Raw genomic sequence first — 14727 nt, forward strand, 5'->3', positions numbered from 1 at the left:
CAAAAGGCTAGCAATACGCTAGCCTTTTTTGTTTGCTTTAAGTTGCAGTGTTTCTGCACTCGCTCTAGCAAAAAAACGTCTGGAATTTGATCATTTCTCTCACCACTTTTAAGGTCACTTTATACTTACCTCAACACAATGCAAAAAGGAGTGAAGCATGCCCACCAAAAATCCAATCGCCATCAAAGCGCTTGATCATGTTGTATTAAGGACCTGTAACCTCGATGCTATGTTGCATTTCTATCGAGACATTTTGGGCTGCCCTGTCGAGCGCCAAGTAACGGAACTTGGTTTAACTCAACTTAGGGCAGGTAACGCATTGATTGATGTAGTGACGGTAGACAGCGAATTGGGTCAACTCGGCGGAAAGCCACCAGTTCAAAATGGTCGTAATATTGATCATTTTTGCCTGCAATTGGCGCCTTTTTCCGAGGATGAATTACTGGAATATCTGCGTTCGAACGGCATTGAAACCGAAGAGTTTGCGAAACGCTACGGCGCACAAGGATTCGGTCGCTCACTCTATATTCATGATCCGGAAGGAAATGTCGTCGAGTTAAAACCTCAAGTGATTGATGAGTAAGCGAGTAAAAAACCTTGTTATATTCTGAAAATAACAAGGTTAACTTCTAAAATAATTATTGAAGTAAGAACATATTATTAAGTCAAAATTATATCTGGCTCACCTATTTCTTTTTCTCGCCACCATTGTTTATTTATATGTTCTTGATGAACGTAAAAACTCTCCCCCGGCATTGGCGTCAGCAGCGTTATATGTTCTTTTTGACAATGGGTAAGCAAATCTAAAATCGGTTCGTCCCAACGGTGAGTAAATAGCTCGTATGTAGCCCAATGCACGGGCAACAGTTTTTTCGCATTTAAATCGCGAAACGCTTGCACGGTATGATGAGCCTGCATGTGCCCCCAGTTTTCGACCGGATAACCTTGGCCTTTCACATCAGCAGCCACTTCCAAACAGGCAATGTCGATTGGTCCACATCGCAGTGCGATCTCGGAAAAGTGCGAATCGTAAGCTGAATCGCCACTAAAATAGAGCGTCTCTTCTTTGCCTTTGATGACCCAAGAAGCCCACAGGGTCGAGTTTTTATCGAAATAAGTACGACCCGAATTATGGTTAGCGGGCGTACAAATCAGTTCGATTCCGGCATAGTGCACGCTATCCCACCAATCGAATTCCACGATGTTGTCTGCGCAAACGCCCCACTTTATCAGATGCTTGCCAACCCCTAAGGGTACATAAAAAGTCACGGGTTTATCGGCGTAGAAACGTATGGTCGATGCTTCTAAATGGTCGTAATGATCGTGCGAAATCACGATAATTTCAGGAATCGGCAAACAATCTCTGGCATGGGTATTGGGAATATTGCGTTCAAACCACGCTTTTGCGATGAACGGAGAAGCGTAATCAAATACCGGATCAGTCAGAATTCGAATGCCATCGACCTCCACCAGCATGGTGGAATGGCCCAGCCAAGTAACGCGCATCGATTCACTTCTCTGCGCAAACTGCGTAGGTTGAATTGGGAAATGTGGCAGATGTTCGTTAGGACTCAATGGCGTTCTACCACCAAGATAGCTCCAACACACCTGCCAGAATGATTGCGGGCTAGGGATATTTGGCATCTCGTTTTTAACGCGGCCGTTTTCAAATTGAGGCGAGTGGTGAACACGGTGCGCCAACTGCGCATGGTAGGTTTGAGGGGAGATCAGTGAACTTGGCTTTTGTGTCTTTTGTTCACTCGTTAGGTATGTGCGCTTAAGTATCGTTTCAGACATATCGTAGTTTTGTCTCGCTTGCGAACGCTCAACAGTAGGTTTATTAAAACGTGCGTGTATGTCTATTTCGTGACCAAAATGAGGTGTAAGATGAAGATTCAGTTTCAATCAAACGTTTTCTATATTAAGGATACGGTTCTCAAACCTTCTGAATACTGCGTCGGTTTGAAAGGAGAAAGCTATGGTGACTTGCAGCCAATACGATTTTATTGAAATCGCCTGTATGTTTAAGCTCCCTATCGAGATCACGCTAAAAAATGGTGAAACTCATCAGGGCAACGCGTTCGACACAGGCTACGACATGCAGCGACAAGAGTGCTTGTTTTTAGATATGGATGGTGAGCACACCGCCTTCCCGACTGAACAATTAGTCGCAATGCGCGCGCTCAAAACCAATCCGCATTTTGACGAAGTGACATTTGAGTAAACGTCCTTCTTTCACTGGCACTGTCCAATAAAAAACGCCTCTCAAGCTGACACAACTTGAGAGGCGTTCTCTTACACTATTCACCGGAACTTCATGTTATTCACGCGACCGAATGAAAACCAGCATCGGCATCATGATCACGAACATCACTCCCACAAGCTGGAAGGTGTGCACAAACGCGACCATTTGCGATTGCTGCTGCAACATCTGTTGGTATTGGTCTAACGCAACCGGGTCGGTAATAGAAAGCCCCTGATTGGCCGCCCAGTCATGCAAGTTAGGATTATAAGGATTAATACCCTCTCCCAGCGCATGCCATTGCTGCTGACTATCACGATATTGGAACGTGGTGGCGATAGAAATACCAAACGAGCTACCAATGGTACGGAACAGATTGTAAATACTCGCCGCCGCAACAGATTGCTCTTTCGGAATCGTTAAATACGCCAAGGTGGATAGCGTCGAGAAGGTTAAACCAAGCCCCATCCCCTGAATCATACTCGGCATCACAATCCAAAATGTATCGATCTGCAGTGAGTACTGCGTCATCAAATAGCTACCAATCCCGATGCAGCTCAAGCCAAAGACTATTTTGATTCTGGGATCGAATTGCGGATTGAGCTTAATCACCAAAATCAACATCGCCGCTGACGCCAACCCACGCGGTGCCATTAATAAACCAGTGGTTGAGACCGGATAATCCAGCAAGCTTTCCAACAGCATTGGTTGTTGAGTCGTCAGGCCAAACATCGCCATCGACACCACGGCAATCATCAATGACGAGACCATAAGGTTTCGGTCTTTCAGCAGCCACAATGGCGCTATTGGACTTTTAGTTTTCCAACTGCGATAGATCCACATCACCAATCCCATGACTGCGAGCAATATCGCCGTCTGAATCATGCGTGAGTTGAGCCAGTCTTCTTCATTCCCTTTATCCAACACAAACTGCAACGCGCCCACACCTAACGCCATGTAACCGATGATCCACCAGTCAAAGTTAGGTTTGGATTTGTTGTCGATGTGGATATAGCGATAAATCAAAGAGGTACAGATCAAACCGAATGGCAAGTTGATGTAAAAAATCCAGCGCCAGTTAATGTTGTCGGTGATCACACCACCCACAACTGGGCCCAAAATAGGACCAAGCAAAATGCCGATGGAGAAAATTGCCATCGCTTTGCCTTTTTGCTCATACGGATAAATCTGCACTAACGTCGACTGCGCCAATGGAATCACCGACGCGCCGAAAGCGCCTTGGATAATGCGAAATAGCACCATCTCTTCAAGAGACTGTGCTTGCCCACAAAGCGCACTGGCAATCACAAAGCCGACCACGGCAACCAGCATGACTTTGCGTTCACCAAAGCGCGACACCCAGAAACTGGTCATCGGAATGAAGATCGCTTCCGCCATGCTGTAACCCGTCAGCACCCAAGTAATTTGGTCTGCCGTTGCGCCCAACGCGCCCATCATGTGCGATAGCGACACGTTCGCAACGGTCATATCGATTAACACCATGATGGCAGAAAGCATCACGGCGACGGTGGCAATCCCCCGTTTGTCTGCCGTAATTTGGTGGCTCATTGCACGCTACTTTGCAAATCAATGGTGACTTCTGAGCTCGCACCCACGCGAAGTTGCGGCGCATCGGCCGGTACTTCTAATGCCAAACGTACAGGGAAACGCTGTTTGATTTTAACCCAGTTACCCGTTGCGTTTTCTGGTGGCATCAAGGAGAACGATGTACCACTCGCAGGCGATAGTTGTTCTACCGTTGCTTTCCACACCACGTCTGGGTACATATCAATCACCACATCCGCATGCATGCCAGGTTTAATATGAGTAAGGTCGGTTTCTTTAAAGTTCGCGCGTACCCAATAGCTGTCTTTTAAAATCACAGGGAACAACGTTTGACCCACGCTAACGACCGAGCCTACGTGCGTATTGATCTCACCGGCAATGCCATCCACTGGTGACGTAATGTCGGTGTAGCTCAAGTTCAGCTCTGCTTGCGCTAACTGTGCTCCCGCTTGTTGAACAACCGCAGCCTCTGCGCCTTCTTCACCACGGTTCGCAATGGCTTTTTCTACCGTCGCGCGCGCTTGCTCCAGGCTCGCTTGGGCATTGGCTAGTTTGTTTTTTGCCGTATCTAAATCTTGGTCCGACGCCAGTTTGCGTTTCACCAAGGAATCCGTACGTTTGTACTCCACTTGCGCTTCTGTCAGGTTAGAGCGCGCCGCATCTAAGCCCGCAACGGCTTCAGTTACCTGCTTATCGGCAACGTCATGTTGCTGGACCGCCAATTGGTATGCCGCTTTTGCTTGCTTCACTGCCAACAAATATGGGCGTGAATCTATCTTCAGCAGTAGGTCACCTTTGTTAATAGATTGGAAGTCTTTGACATCCACAGAAACCACTTGGCCTTTTACCTGAGGCGCTACCGACAAAATTTTTGCCCTAACGTAGGCATCTTCCGTGCTTGGGTGACTGTCTGAATACTGCCAAGACCAATACATCGCACCAAATGCGATAACACAGAGAGTAAAGAAAAGAGTTTTTACCAGCTTAGATCTGGAGGAGGAATGCTTTGCGATGTCGTCGCTCATTTATATTGTCCACTTGTTCAATTATGTGATCAGTGTAGGACTTTTCGATCTTCCGACAATAAAATGATCTGCAAGGTAAAGATCCAATTTTGCATGTTGCTAAGTGGAGTAAATGATGTGCAATCAAAACGAGGATAAAAAAGAGGGGCAGTCCCCGTAACCGCCCCCAAAGTCATGCCAATAATAGTAATGTGCGTGTAACTACTGGTTTTTCTTAGAACTTGTAACCGCCGCTGATCATAAATACCCAAGGGTTAATTTTGACGTCGGTTTTTTGCTTCTCTCCACCTGCTTTGTAAGTTGCTTCTGTTTCAATGTTTGCGTACCACGCAGCAGCGTTGAGGAACCATTGATCGTTGATCATGTAGTCCACACCAATATTCGCTGCTAGACCGAATGAGTCATCCAACTTAAGATCTGAAAGACCAGCGCCTTTACCCGTGCTATTGAAGCCCTCATCAAAGAACATGGTGTAGTTGAGACCTGCACCCACGTATGGACGGAACTTACTTTGTGGCTCGCCAAAGTAGTACTGCACCATAAGCGTTGGTGGAAGGTGTTTGGTGTCCGCGATATCACCAAGACCTAACAAGTCTGTTGAAATATCGTGGCTGAATGGTGTTGCTGCTAGAAGCTCTAAACTGATGTTGTCTGTAAACATGTAGCCAAACGTCAAACCAAGCTGCGTATTTGAATCCACTTTCAATTCTTCTTGAGAACCAAGAATCTTATCGCTGCTGTCGTTTGGAACGACAGACGCCGCACCAACACGAAGAACGAAGTCACCTTGTTTATGAGCGAAAACACTTGGTGACACGAGTGCAGCAACCACTGCTAGACTGCAGATTGTTTTTTTCATTTTTATTTCCTTTCGTAGGGCTTCGTTATGTCGTACCCAAAGGGGTGCCTGCTAACTGATCTGAGATTTCAAGTAAACTCAGCGCCTTGAAGCACACGGGTATCTATATCTTTTTGAGCTGTGCGCAATCTAGCACATAGAAACCCTACTATTTTGATGGAAATCAATTTGTGAAAAATATAGGTTTTTTGTATGGAGAAACGCCATATTGATCAACAAATTATGCAAATAGGATACAATTCTGTAATGCAAACTGTGCGTGTGAGTTGCCATGCATACCCATAAATGCGAATCCTCTCGTTAAGGCTCGTAGCCAGCAAAAACTTTTTTCGTCCTCTACGTCTTCTATTTTCAAAAAACAACCCACTTAAAACGCTCGTTTGCCCCCTTAAAATCGCGATTTGAGGGGTTTGTAAAGCACTGAAATACAAGAAGTTATTTTTCTGGAAAATCAGTCACTTGGAGTGCTAGTCTGCTCGCAGCTAAGGAGAAGACATGTTAAAAACCGATCTCATTTTTGAACGAGAAAACTTTTCTCATCACGATTTTCAGAATGCTACCTTTAAAAACTGCCACTTTTATATGTGCTGTTTCGACCATGCCGATCTGCGCGATGCTAAGTTCATCGACTGTCGCTTTATCGAATCCAAAGCGCTAGAAGGGTGTAGTTTTCGCTTCGCGAACTTAAAAGACGCTAGCTTTACGAACTGCATGTTGGCGATGAGCCTGTTTAACGGCGCAAATTGTATGGGCTTGGAGCTACGTAAGTGCGATCTCAAAGGGGCAAACTTCCAAGGTGCGAACTTTGCTAATCGCGTCAGTAACACCATGTTTTTCTGTTCTGCTTTTATTACTGGCTGCAACCTCACCTACTGTAACTTCGAGCGAGTGTTACTAGAAAAATGTGACCTCTTTGAAAACCGTTGGAACGGTGCGAACCTCGCAGGGGCAACTCTCAAAGGCTCGGATTTATCTCGCTGCGAATTCTCGCCAGAACAATGGGGAACCTTTAACGTTGAGCAGTGTGATCTGACTCATGTCGAACTAGACGGGCTGGATGTTCGCCGCGTTTCTCTGTTTGGTGTTAAAATTTGTGATTGGCAACAAGAGCAATTGCTTGCGCCTTTTGGACTGATCATTCTCTAAGGAAAGGCCATGAACCTGTTTAAAGACTTACCGAATAACCTCGACGAGGAAGTGTTCGAAGACCTGCTGACCCACAAAAACCTGCGTATAGAACGCATTGTCTCAACGGGGCAAACCTCGCCCGAAAGTGGCTGGTACGATCAAGAAGAACATGAATGGGTCTTGGTTCTTAAAGGAGCAGGAGAGCTGACTTTTGAATCAGGTGTCGTGCAACGACTTGAGGCAGGCGATCACGTTACGATTCCAGCTCATACCAAACACAAAGTGAGCTGGACTGACCCAACGCAAGAAACCATCTGGTTGGCGGTGTTTTATCAATAAACACAAAACGATCTTAAACCAAAAAATAGGCGCTGAGTTTGCTCGATACTACTAAGCCGTCACTGGCACTGTTTGATTTTGATGGCACCATCACCCGAGAGGATATGTTTAGCCTTTTCCTCCACTATTCTGCTTATGGCCTGCGCAAACGAGTAGGAAAGGTCGCTATCATGCCATTTTATGCGCTGTACAAACTCGGAGTGTTACCCGCTCGTGTTATGCGCCCTCTCAGCAGTTTTATTGCATTTTCAGGGAAAGAAACGCAGAAAATTGAAGCGATTGGCACTCAGTTTGCCCATGAAGTGATCCCGCTGTACTTACGGCCAGAAGCGATGGACAGGCTGGCTTGGCATCAACATCGAGGCGATACCATCGTAGTGGTGTCGGCATCACTCAATGCGTATCTCAAGCCTTGGTGTGAGGCGAACGGTTACCACTTGCTGTGCAGTGAACTGATCTCAGAACAGCCAAAACTGAGTGGCTTTTACCAGCAAGGTGATTGCAGTTTAGAAAGAAAAGTCTCACGCGTGAAAGCGGCGTTTTTGCTCGACGAGTTTGCGTCTGTTTATGCCTACGGTGATACGCATGAAGACATTCCGATGCTCAAACTGGCAGACTACGCGATGCTCAACTGGAGCGAGTGGAGAGCAAGCGAATAACGATATGTGCTCTGATTTTCAAGACAGCCACTCAACCAAAGTGGTCGTTTTAGACTGAAAAAAACAAACCCTTCTCATGTGAGAAGGGTTTTATTGTTCAGGGCCCGAATAAATGGCTTAACGCCATACACCCCACTGACCCGTTGTGCCTGGTTCCTCACCAGACGTCCACCATTGGGCAGTCCATTCTTTACCATTGTGTGTCACCACATCACCTTGGTTGTAAACGGCTGTCTTGTCCCACAAGTTGGTTGGTTCAACTGGTGGCGTGACATCCGCTTTGATCAATGACAACGCGTAACTGAAGTCTGCGCTTGGCGCTAATACTTGGTTTGCATTCACGTTGTTACTGTCGAACATGTAGTGGTTCATCTCTTGATGCCAAATGCCCACGTACCAATCACCCGTTTGCTGCGCATTAAATTGATCCGCAATTTCTGCCGCCCAAGTCGCCGTATTGTTTGCACTGATTGGTAGTGAAATATCGACAATTTCATTGCCTGTCGCATTAAACGTACGGAAACGAATGGTATCACCCGCTTCTACTGGCCCAAAACCTTGCTGAACAAAGTAGCCTAGAGATGTCAGATTGTTGCCCGGTTCGGTTGGATCAACAGGGTCAGTCGGTGGCGTCGTGCTCGTTCCGTTTAACGTAATGTCACTACAGTTGTAGAAACCTTCCCCAGCGACATCAATGCGCTGCCAACGAGTATAAAGCACCGCATCGCCGGAACGATCAGCAGGGAAAGTCACCTGAATACGGTAGCGTTTTTCCGCATCAACATACACATCACCTGCGGTGTCGATCAGCTCTAAATCACTCCAAGTAAGAGGCTTTGAATCATCATAAGTTGGCTTGGTGAGATAGAATTCCCAGTACGATGGGTTGTGCGGCGCTTTGCCGTAAAACACCAATTCAATCTGGTTGTTTGCATCTGGCGTAACATTGGTGCGCTGCCAGTTTGGAGAAGGAATGTTCAAGCCTTTCTTAGCCGCATCGCCGGCAGAACACAGTTCACCGTCGCGAACCACGGCTTTCACATGCTCCATATCTCGGTAATTTGGTACGTTCGCCGCGATTTCGCTGCGTTGCACAAACGGATACGCGCCAGATTCTTCAAAAGCCGCTTTACACGCTTGGTTAGGGATCTCGTTGGTCCAAAAACCACCGTCTAAATAACACGTATTCTGACGAGCGCTTGGAAATTCTACCCAGCCGTGGGCGTTGACGTTAAATGAGCTCAATGCGGCAACAGCGCTTAAGCTCAAAAGAGGAAGTGTTACATGTGATTTCATCGTTCATCCTTAATTTTGCTGACTCGCCGCTCTGAAACACAAGCGGTTTAAGCAAAACTAGCAGGATGGGATTATTTAGAAGGTGAGAATAAATATGGAAATTGTAAGAGTGCCATCTGCTTTCCAGCATTTGTTGTGAACCATTCTCATACTCGACTGACTCTTTCGAGTCACTTCAAATTCATGTGCCACAAAAACTGTCACTCTCGTTTGGCTATCGCTCGTCTTTTGGTGTGTCCATCACCACCATGGTTGTGATCGACTTGACGTGTTCGCACTCACCCAACACATCAGCATGGAACGCTTTATAAGCGGCGAGATTTTGCGTCTCTACGCGTATGAGATATTCGTTAGATCCCGTAATGTTGTGACATTCCACCACCTCGTTTACAAAACGCACATGCTCTTCGAAACCCAGCTGTGCCTGCTTAGAGTGCGAGGCCAAACCAATCGACACATAAGCGACAAAGCCCACGCCAAGTTGCTGATTATCCAGTACTGCTCGGTAGCCTTTGATCACGCCTTTACGCTCTAAATCTTGCACTCGGCGTAAGGTTGCAGACGGAGATAAACCAACGCGTTCCGACAGCTCCACATTGGAGATTCTTCCGTCTCGTTTGAGCACTTGCAATATTCTTTCGTCAAATCTATCCATCATGATGTTTCATTGCTTATTTAGTTTCTAATCATCAAATAAAAGCACAATATTGACCTCAGTTCTACTTATAGTTGTTCTCAACTTATCGAGAACTGATTCAAGGAACAATCTATGGAATATCATCAACTGGGCGCTTTGGCGTTGTTCGCTTTTGTCTCCACTTTTACGCCGGGTCCCAATAACATTATGTTGATGACCTCAGGGGCAAATGTCGGCTTTAAACGCACTATCCCACATATGTTGGGCATTACCTTTGGCTTTGGTGCCATGCTAATTTTGGTGGGCATTGGCTTGATGAGCCTGTTCCACGCATATCCAATTACACACTCCATTTTGAAAGTGTTGAGCTTGAGTTATTTGCTGTACTTGACGTACAAAATCGCCACCAGCGACAAAACAGAAGCAAAACACGATTTTCGCCCGATGTCTTTTTTAGGGGCTGTTGCATTCCAATGGGTGAACCCAAAAGGTTGGTCGATGGCGTTGACGGCCATTACGGTATACAGCAGTGGCGGTGCATGGCTCGAACTGACTTTTATCGCCGGTATCTTCTGCTTAGCTAACTTGCCATCGGTAACATTTTGGACGGCGGCAGGTATGCAATTGCAGCGTTGGTTGACCACCGATAAACGCGTTAAGGGGTTCAACTACAGCATGGCTGCGCTGTTGCTTTTGTCTACGATTCCAATGATATAAGTCTATTTTGGGTTAAAAAACGACTCACTTTACGTAATTGGGAAAGGACAGATACTGCATTTTGCTTGAGGCTTTGGCGTTAATTCACAGTGTAAATTTGTTTAAAGACGCTACCCTCTTGTTAGGGAACTTGATAATCTTTAAATGAGAAAGAGAATAATTATCGAGTAAAGTAACAATGAAAAAGAAGCCTCAACCTAAAACGCTTGTTGTCACAGACACAGAAACCATCACTCCAAACATGCAGCGCATTACCTTGCAAGGTGAGGCGCTGAGCCACTTTCCTCGTGACTGCGAAGGCAGTTACATCAAATTACTGTTTAACGATATGGGCGGCGCGGATCTGAGCATCCTGCCAGAAGACGACCGACCAATCATGCGCACCTACACTATCCGACGCTTTCATCCAGAAACCAGTTCAATCGAAGTGGATTTCGTCCGACACGTAACGCAAGATCTGCAATGCGGATTTGCAGCGCGTTGGGCAATGGCCGCGCAAAAAGGCGACACGATCAGCATTGTTGGGCCAGGTAGCATCTCCAACTTAAATACTGAGGCGGATTGGTTCTTCATGGCTGCCGATATGACCGCACTTCCAGCGCTTTCTGCGAAAATTCGTACGTTGCCAGAAGAGGCCAAAGGCTACGCTGTGATCAGCGTGATGTCTCCAGCCGACATTCAACCCCTACACGCGCCAGCCGGTATGGAGTTGATTTGGCTAACTGAACAGCAAACCTTGGCTGATAGCGTTCGCGAACTCGAGTGGTTAGACGGTAACGCTTCGGTATGGTGTGCCTGTGAGTTCGATTCAATGCGCGCGCTGCGCCAATATTTCCGCAACGAGAAAGAAGTCGATCGCGAGAATATCTACATCAGCAGCTATTGGAAGCAAGGCGTGTCTGAAGATGGGCACAAAGTGATTAAACGTGAAGACGCGGAATCCAACCAATAGTGATTCATGTCTTTTCGATTCCAGCTCTCATCCTAATAAAAACGCCCGGCATCACCGGGCGTTTTAGCAACTTCAGTTGTATTAAAGTTCATGAAAACTCTAATCCGCTAGTTCCTGCGCTAAAAAGTCGATCAACAACCTCACTTTGGGCGATAAATTTCGGCTTTGTGGATACAGTGCCCAAATGCCTTCACGGTCGTCTCGGTAATCGGTCAGCACCTCGACTAGCTCACCGTTATCTAGGGCTTCTTGAACGTAATAGTCCGGCAACTGCACTAAACCCAAACCACGTTTGGCGGCGCCCATTAGCGCAAAACCACTATTGCATTTAATCCTCCCCGACACGCGCAAAGACTTATCGCGTTTATTTTCCTTAAAATGCCAATAATCGACCGAACCAACCAAGCACTGATGTCGAGCCAGTTCGGATAATGTGTGAGGCTCACCAAATCGCTCCAAATACATAGGGCTAGCACACACGTAATTTTGACGCGACGAAAGACGCTTTGCGATCATGCTGGAGTCTTGCAGGCGGCCAAGACGAATCGCCACGTCTACCCCTTGCTCTATCAAATCCAGTTTTTGATTGGTCAGAACTAAATCGAGGTCCACACGCGGGTACTTCTCCAAAAACTGATGCAAGAGCGGTGCGAGGTTCATTTCCCCATAGGTCACAGGCGCTGTCACACGCAGCAAACCTCGCGGTTCGGTTTGCATTTGCGTTACGGCAAGCTCGGCCAGTTCTAGCCCTTCGACCAAATGTTTGCACTGCTGATAATAAAGCTGTCCAGCTTCAGACAGAGAAACTTTTCGCGTCGTGCGATGCAGTAACTTGACCGCAAGACGCTCTTCAAGTGCCGATACGCGGCGACTGATTTGTGCCACTGACGTTTTCAGTTTAGCCGCGGCAGCTGTAAAGCTGTTGGTTTCCGCTACGGCAACAAACTCGCTGACTCCTTCCCAATTCGCCATGCTGTATTCCTGTCGACCTCTTCTAGACAAATAGTGATTACATTGTTCTCGTCGCGCTACGCTTTGAAAACGGGAAAACTTTACGCGTCAGGTAACGGACGAAGTTCGTCGTATTGCGCATCAAGCTCAATGCCAAAATATTCTTTCAACGTATCCAGGTAGGTTTGACCTGGCTCTAGCTCTATTTCTGTTAGCTCTTCATAATTGGTGCATCTGAGTGTGTAGTTAAGCAGCGTCACCAACCCACTTTCTGTCGCTCTAGCAGCGACTCTTGCGCTAGTAAAACGCGAATTAGGCGAAGTCGAGGTAAAGAAGTTGCTACATGCAATGTCACCAGCACACACGAACTCTAGGTCAAAGCTGTATAGATTGCTCCACACGTCCGTTCCATCGGTTGAAAGCACTTGGAGGAAATAACCAAACTGAGCATCTTTGACAAAACGGAAGGTTTGTAAATCCGTCTGAATCACTTGGTCAAGGATAAATGGCAATGGCGCTCGAGGGGTATTGGAGCCAAAACCCACATCTACAATCCATGTTTGTTCCTCGAACGTCACTAACGTGATTTGATGACTACGACCTGTTGGTGTACCAGACACATGTACACGCCCTAGCAAACTTCGCGCTTCAAACCCAAGAGTGTTGAGCACATCAAGCATTAAACCATTTAATTCAAAGCAGTAACCACCGCGAGAGTGGTACACGGTTTTTTGAATAATATCTTCAATCTCAACAGAGACGCCTCGCTGCAATGCGATGTCAAAATTCTCAAACGGCAGGCAACGATGCTGCGCCACGTGAACTCTGTGCAATGACTCCAAATCGGCGGGCAATTCACTAGGCAAGCCTAGCTTGGTTAAATAGGCACTCAGATCCGTCTTATTCATAATCACTCTTACTTAGCTGATGGTTTGACTGTTTTCTACTTTAGCCCCTCTATCTAACTTCAGGTCAATCACCTTTTCCATTTCCCTTCCGCTTTAAGGAGGCATCGCACTCTTTTTACACGCTCACCTTATCATTATTACGCATATGTAAAAATCATTTTCAAAATGGACGGATTATCATTTTTACTGAAACACCTAAAATGAGCACCAACAAAACGACGCAGCGCGGTAAGCAAACCTTAACTACGCTTATTACGTCACTCCATATACTGAAAATATAAAGGAAACATCCAATGTCGCTTGAAATCAAACCTGGTCAAACTCACATAAAATCAAAAGCAATGGTCGCTTGGGCTGCAGGTGAGCCGCTTAAAATGGAAGAAGTTGATGTACAACTTCCAAAAGCCGGCGAAGTGCTAGTACGCATCGTAGCAACTGGGGTTTGTCACACTGACGCATTCACACTATCAGGTGACGATCCAGAAGGTATCTTCCCTTCAATCCTTGGTCATGAAGGTGGCGGTATCGTTGAAATGGTTGGCGAAGGCGTAACAAGCGTTGAAGTTGGCGACCACGTTATCCCACTTTACACTGCTGAATGTGGTGAGTGTAAGTTCTGTAAATCTGGCAAAACGAACCTATGTCAGGCCGTTCGTGAAACGCAAGGTAAAGGCCTAATGCCAGATGGCACAAGCCGATTCTCTATCAACGGCGAAACTATCTTCCACTACATGGGTTGTTCTACTTTCTCTGAGTACACGGTTCTTCCAGAAATCTCACTAGCGAAAGTAAACAAAGAAGCACCACTTGAAGAAGTTTGTCTTCTAGGTTGTGGCGTAACCACTGGTATGGGTGCGGTATTAAACACAGCTAAAGTTGAAAAAGGCGACACAGTGGCAATCTTTGGTCTAGGCGGTATCGGTCTTTCTGCAATCATCGGGGCTCGCATGGCTGGTGCCAGCCGCATCATCGGTGTAGACATCAACGAAAGCAAATTCGACCTAGCGAAACAACTTGGTGCAACTGATTGCATCAACCCACAAAAATTCGACAAGCCAATTCAAGAAGTGATTGTTGAAATGACAGACGGTGGTGTTGACTACTCATTCGAATGTATCGGTAACGTAAACGTGATGCGCCAAGCACTTGAGTGCTGTCACAAAGGTTGGGGTGAGTCAGTCATCATTGGTGTTGCTGGTGCAGGTCAAGAGATCTCAACTCGTCCATTCCAACTGGTAACTGGTCGTGTATGGCGTGGCAGCGCTTTCGGTGGCGTTAAAGGCCGCTCTGAGCTTCCAGAAATCGTAAACCGTTACATGGCTGGTGAATTCGGCTTACAGGAGTTCATTACCCACACAATGGGATTAGCAGACGTCAACAAAGCGTTTGATCTGATGCATGAAGGTAAGAGCATCCGAACAGTTATCCATATGGATCAATAATGCTGC

Annotated in this window: 16 protein-coding genes; 8 read left to right on the plus strand and 8 right to left on the minus strand. The window is 46.5% G+C overall.

The annotated features are described in order from the left end of the window. The first annotated feature begins 157 nt into the window (after positions 1-157). Complete coding sequence (locus R7O03_RS14210; RefSeq protein WP_033907199.1) at positions 158-583, plus strand: VOC family protein; 426 nt, start codon at positions 158-160, stop codon at positions 581-583. Positions 584-660: 77 nt separating this feature from the next. Here R7O03_RS14210 and R7O03_RS14215 read toward each other — a convergent pair whose 3' ends face one another. Then, complete coding sequence (locus R7O03_RS14215) at positions 661-1797, minus strand: MBL fold metallo-hydrolase (protein ID WP_054576493.1); 1137 nt, start codon at positions 1795-1797, stop codon at positions 661-663. 181 nt (positions 1798-1978) lie between these two features. Between R7O03_RS14215 and R7O03_RS14220 the strand changes: the two genes are divergently transcribed. Further along, complete coding sequence (locus R7O03_RS14220; protein ID WP_005374351.1) at positions 1979-2224, plus strand: Rho-binding antiterminator; 246 nt, start codon at positions 1979-1981, stop codon at positions 2222-2224. A gap of 96 nt (positions 2225-2320) precedes the next feature. Here R7O03_RS14220 and R7O03_RS14225 read toward each other — a convergent pair whose 3' ends face one another. The 3 genes from R7O03_RS14225 to ompW form a co-directional block, all read right to left on the minus strand. Beyond that, on the minus strand, positions 2321-3811 hold the full coding sequence (locus R7O03_RS14225; protein WP_006740970.1) for an MDR family MFS transporter: 1491 nt from the start codon (positions 3809-3811) through the stop codon (positions 2321-2323). Then, complete coding sequence (locus R7O03_RS14230; RefSeq protein WP_054575254.1) at positions 3808-4833, minus strand: HlyD family secretion protein; 1026 nt, start codon at positions 4831-4833, stop codon at positions 3808-3810. Before R7O03_RS14230 ends, R7O03_RS14225 begins: the two co-directional genes overlap by 4 nt. A 214-nt stretch (positions 4834-5047) precedes the next feature. Continuing rightward, complete coding sequence (gene ompW / locus R7O03_RS14235; RefSeq protein ID WP_064354457.1) at positions 5048-5692, minus strand: outer membrane protein OmpW; 645 nt, start codon at positions 5690-5692, stop codon at positions 5048-5050. A 495-nt stretch (positions 5693-6187) separates the two neighbouring features. Between ompW and R7O03_RS14240 the strand changes: the two genes are divergently transcribed. From R7O03_RS14240 to R7O03_RS14250, 3 genes are read left to right on the plus strand one after another with little or no spacing between them, the layout of a single operon-like run. Further along, positions 6188-6838 (plus strand): Qnr family pentapeptide repeat protein, encoded by a 651-nt coding sequence (locus R7O03_RS14240; protein WP_005374358.1) that lies wholly within the window; start codon positions 6188-6190, stop codon positions 6836-6838. Between the two features lie 9 nt (positions 6839-6847). After that, complete coding sequence (locus tag R7O03_RS14245) at positions 6848-7159, plus strand: cupin domain-containing protein (RefSeq protein WP_005383281.1); 312 nt, start codon at positions 6848-6850, stop codon at positions 7157-7159. 38 nt (positions 7160-7197) lie between these two features. Beyond that, positions 7198-7818, plus strand: coding sequence for an HAD-IB family hydrolase (locus R7O03_RS14250; protein WP_258495483.1), 621 nt, complete (start codon positions 7198-7200; stop codon positions 7816-7818). Between the two features lie 117 nt (positions 7819-7935). Here R7O03_RS14250 and R7O03_RS14255 read toward each other — a convergent pair whose 3' ends face one another. Next, positions 7936-9114 carry a lytic polysaccharide monooxygenase gene (locus R7O03_RS14255; RefSeq protein ID WP_064369528.1) on the minus strand — a complete coding sequence of 393 codons (1179 nt, stop codon included), beginning with the start codon at positions 9112-9114 and terminating at the stop codon, positions 7936-7938. Positions 9115-9328: 214 nt separating this feature from the next. Next, a complete protein-coding gene (locus tag R7O03_RS14260; protein ID WP_031780811.1) occupies positions 9329-9769 on the minus strand; it encodes an Lrp/AsnC family transcriptional regulator in 441 nt (146 codons plus the stop codon). Positions 9770-9883: 114 nt separating this feature from the next. Here R7O03_RS14260 and R7O03_RS14265 point away from each other — a divergent pair, with 114 nt between their 5' ends. After that, the gene (locus R7O03_RS14265; protein ID WP_062730858.1) at positions 9884-10468 is read left to right on the plus strand and encodes a LysE family translocator; all 585 of its coding nucleotides are present in this window, start codon (positions 9884-9886) and stop codon (positions 10466-10468) included. A gap of 178 nt (positions 10469-10646) precedes the next feature. After that, positions 10647-11420 carry a siderophore-interacting protein gene (locus R7O03_RS14270; RefSeq protein ID WP_062730859.1) on the plus strand — a complete coding sequence of 258 codons (774 nt, stop codon included), beginning with the start codon at positions 10647-10649 and terminating at the stop codon, positions 11418-11420. 99 nt (positions 11421-11519) lie between these two features. On the opposite strand, the gene R7O03_RS14275 is transcribed toward R7O03_RS14270, so the two are convergent. Together R7O03_RS14275 and R7O03_RS14280 are read right to left on the minus strand one after the other, a co-directional pair. Further along, positions 11520-12392: a LysR family transcriptional regulator gene (locus R7O03_RS14275; protein WP_017633836.1), complete on the minus strand. Its 873-nt coding sequence runs from the start codon at positions 12390-12392 to the stop codon at positions 11520-11522. A gap of 80 nt (positions 12393-12472) precedes the next feature. Continuing rightward, positions 12473-13279, minus strand: coding sequence for an arylamine N-acetyltransferase family protein (locus tag R7O03_RS14280; RefSeq protein WP_262629140.1), 807 nt, complete (start codon positions 13277-13279; stop codon positions 12473-12475). A 293-nt stretch (positions 13280-13572) separates the two neighbouring features. Here R7O03_RS14280 and R7O03_RS14285 point away from each other — a divergent pair, with 293 nt between their 5' ends. Continuing rightward, positions 13573-14721, plus strand: coding sequence for an S-(hydroxymethyl)glutathione dehydrogenase/class III alcohol dehydrogenase (locus R7O03_RS14285; protein ID WP_017821027.1), 1149 nt, complete (start codon positions 13573-13575; stop codon positions 14719-14721). Positions 14722-14727: the final 6 nt, after the last annotated feature.

The sequence above is a fragment of the Vibrio sp. Vb2960 genome (assembly GCF_033337665.1).
Classification (GTDB): Bacteria; Pseudomonadota; Gammaproteobacteria; order Enterobacterales; family Vibrionaceae; genus Vibrio; species Vibrio alginolyticus.

Excerpts from the sequence above, each read along its gene's own strand:
- R7O03_RS14280 (WP_262629140.1), bottom strand. The coding sequence starts at position 13,279 with ATGAATAAGACGGATCTGAGTGCCTATTTAACCAAGCTAGGCTTGCCT.
- R7O03_RS14230 (WP_054575254.1), bottom strand. The coding sequence starts at position 4,833 with ATGAGCGACGACATCGCAAAGCATTCCTCCTCCAGATCTAAGCTGGTA.
- R7O03_RS14210 (WP_033907199.1), top strand. The coding sequence starts at position 158 with ATGCCCACCAAAAATCCAATCGCCATCAAAGCGCTTGATCATGTTGTA.
- R7O03_RS14265 (WP_062730858.1), top strand. The coding sequence starts at position 9,884 with ATGGAATATCATCAACTGGGCGCTTTGGCGTTGTTCGCTTTTGTCTCC.
- R7O03_RS14220 (WP_005374351.1), top strand. The coding sequence starts at position 1,979 with ATGGTGACTTGCAGCCAATACGATTTTATTGAAATCGCCTGTATGTTT.
- R7O03_RS14255 (WP_064369528.1), bottom strand. The coding sequence starts at position 9,114 with ATGAAATCACATGTAACACTTCCTCTTTTGAGCTTAAGCGCTGTTGCC.
- R7O03_RS14260 (WP_031780811.1), bottom strand. The coding sequence starts at position 9,769 with ATGGATAGATTTGACGAAAGAATATTGCAAGTGCTCAAACGAGACGGA.
- R7O03_RS14225 (WP_006740970.1), bottom strand. The coding sequence starts at position 3,811 with ATGAGCCACCAAATTACGGCAGACAAACGGGGGATTGCCACCGTCGCC.
- R7O03_RS14245 (WP_005383281.1), top strand. The coding sequence starts at position 6,848 with ATGAACCTGTTTAAAGACTTACCGAATAACCTCGACGAGGAAGTGTTC.
- R7O03_RS14275 (WP_017633836.1), bottom strand. The coding sequence starts at position 12,392 with ATGGCGAATTGGGAAGGAGTCAGCGAGTTTGTTGCCGTAGCGGAAACC.
- R7O03_RS14270 (WP_062730859.1), top strand. The coding sequence starts at position 10,647 with ATGAAAAAGAAGCCTCAACCTAAAACGCTTGTTGTCACAGACACAGAA.
- R7O03_RS14215 (WP_054576493.1), bottom strand. The coding sequence starts at position 1,797 with ATGTCTGAAACGATACTTAAGCGCACATACCTAACGAGTGAACAAAAG.
- R7O03_RS14240 (WP_005374358.1), top strand. The coding sequence starts at position 6,188 with ATGTTAAAAACCGATCTCATTTTTGAACGAGAAAACTTTTCTCATCAC.
- R7O03_RS14285 (WP_017821027.1), top strand. The coding sequence starts at position 13,573 with ATGTCGCTTGAAATCAAACCTGGTCAAACTCACATAAAATCAAAAGCA.
- ompW (WP_064354457.1), bottom strand. The coding sequence starts at position 5,692 with ATGAAAAAAACAATCTGCAGTCTAGCAGTGGTTGCTGCACTCGTGTCA.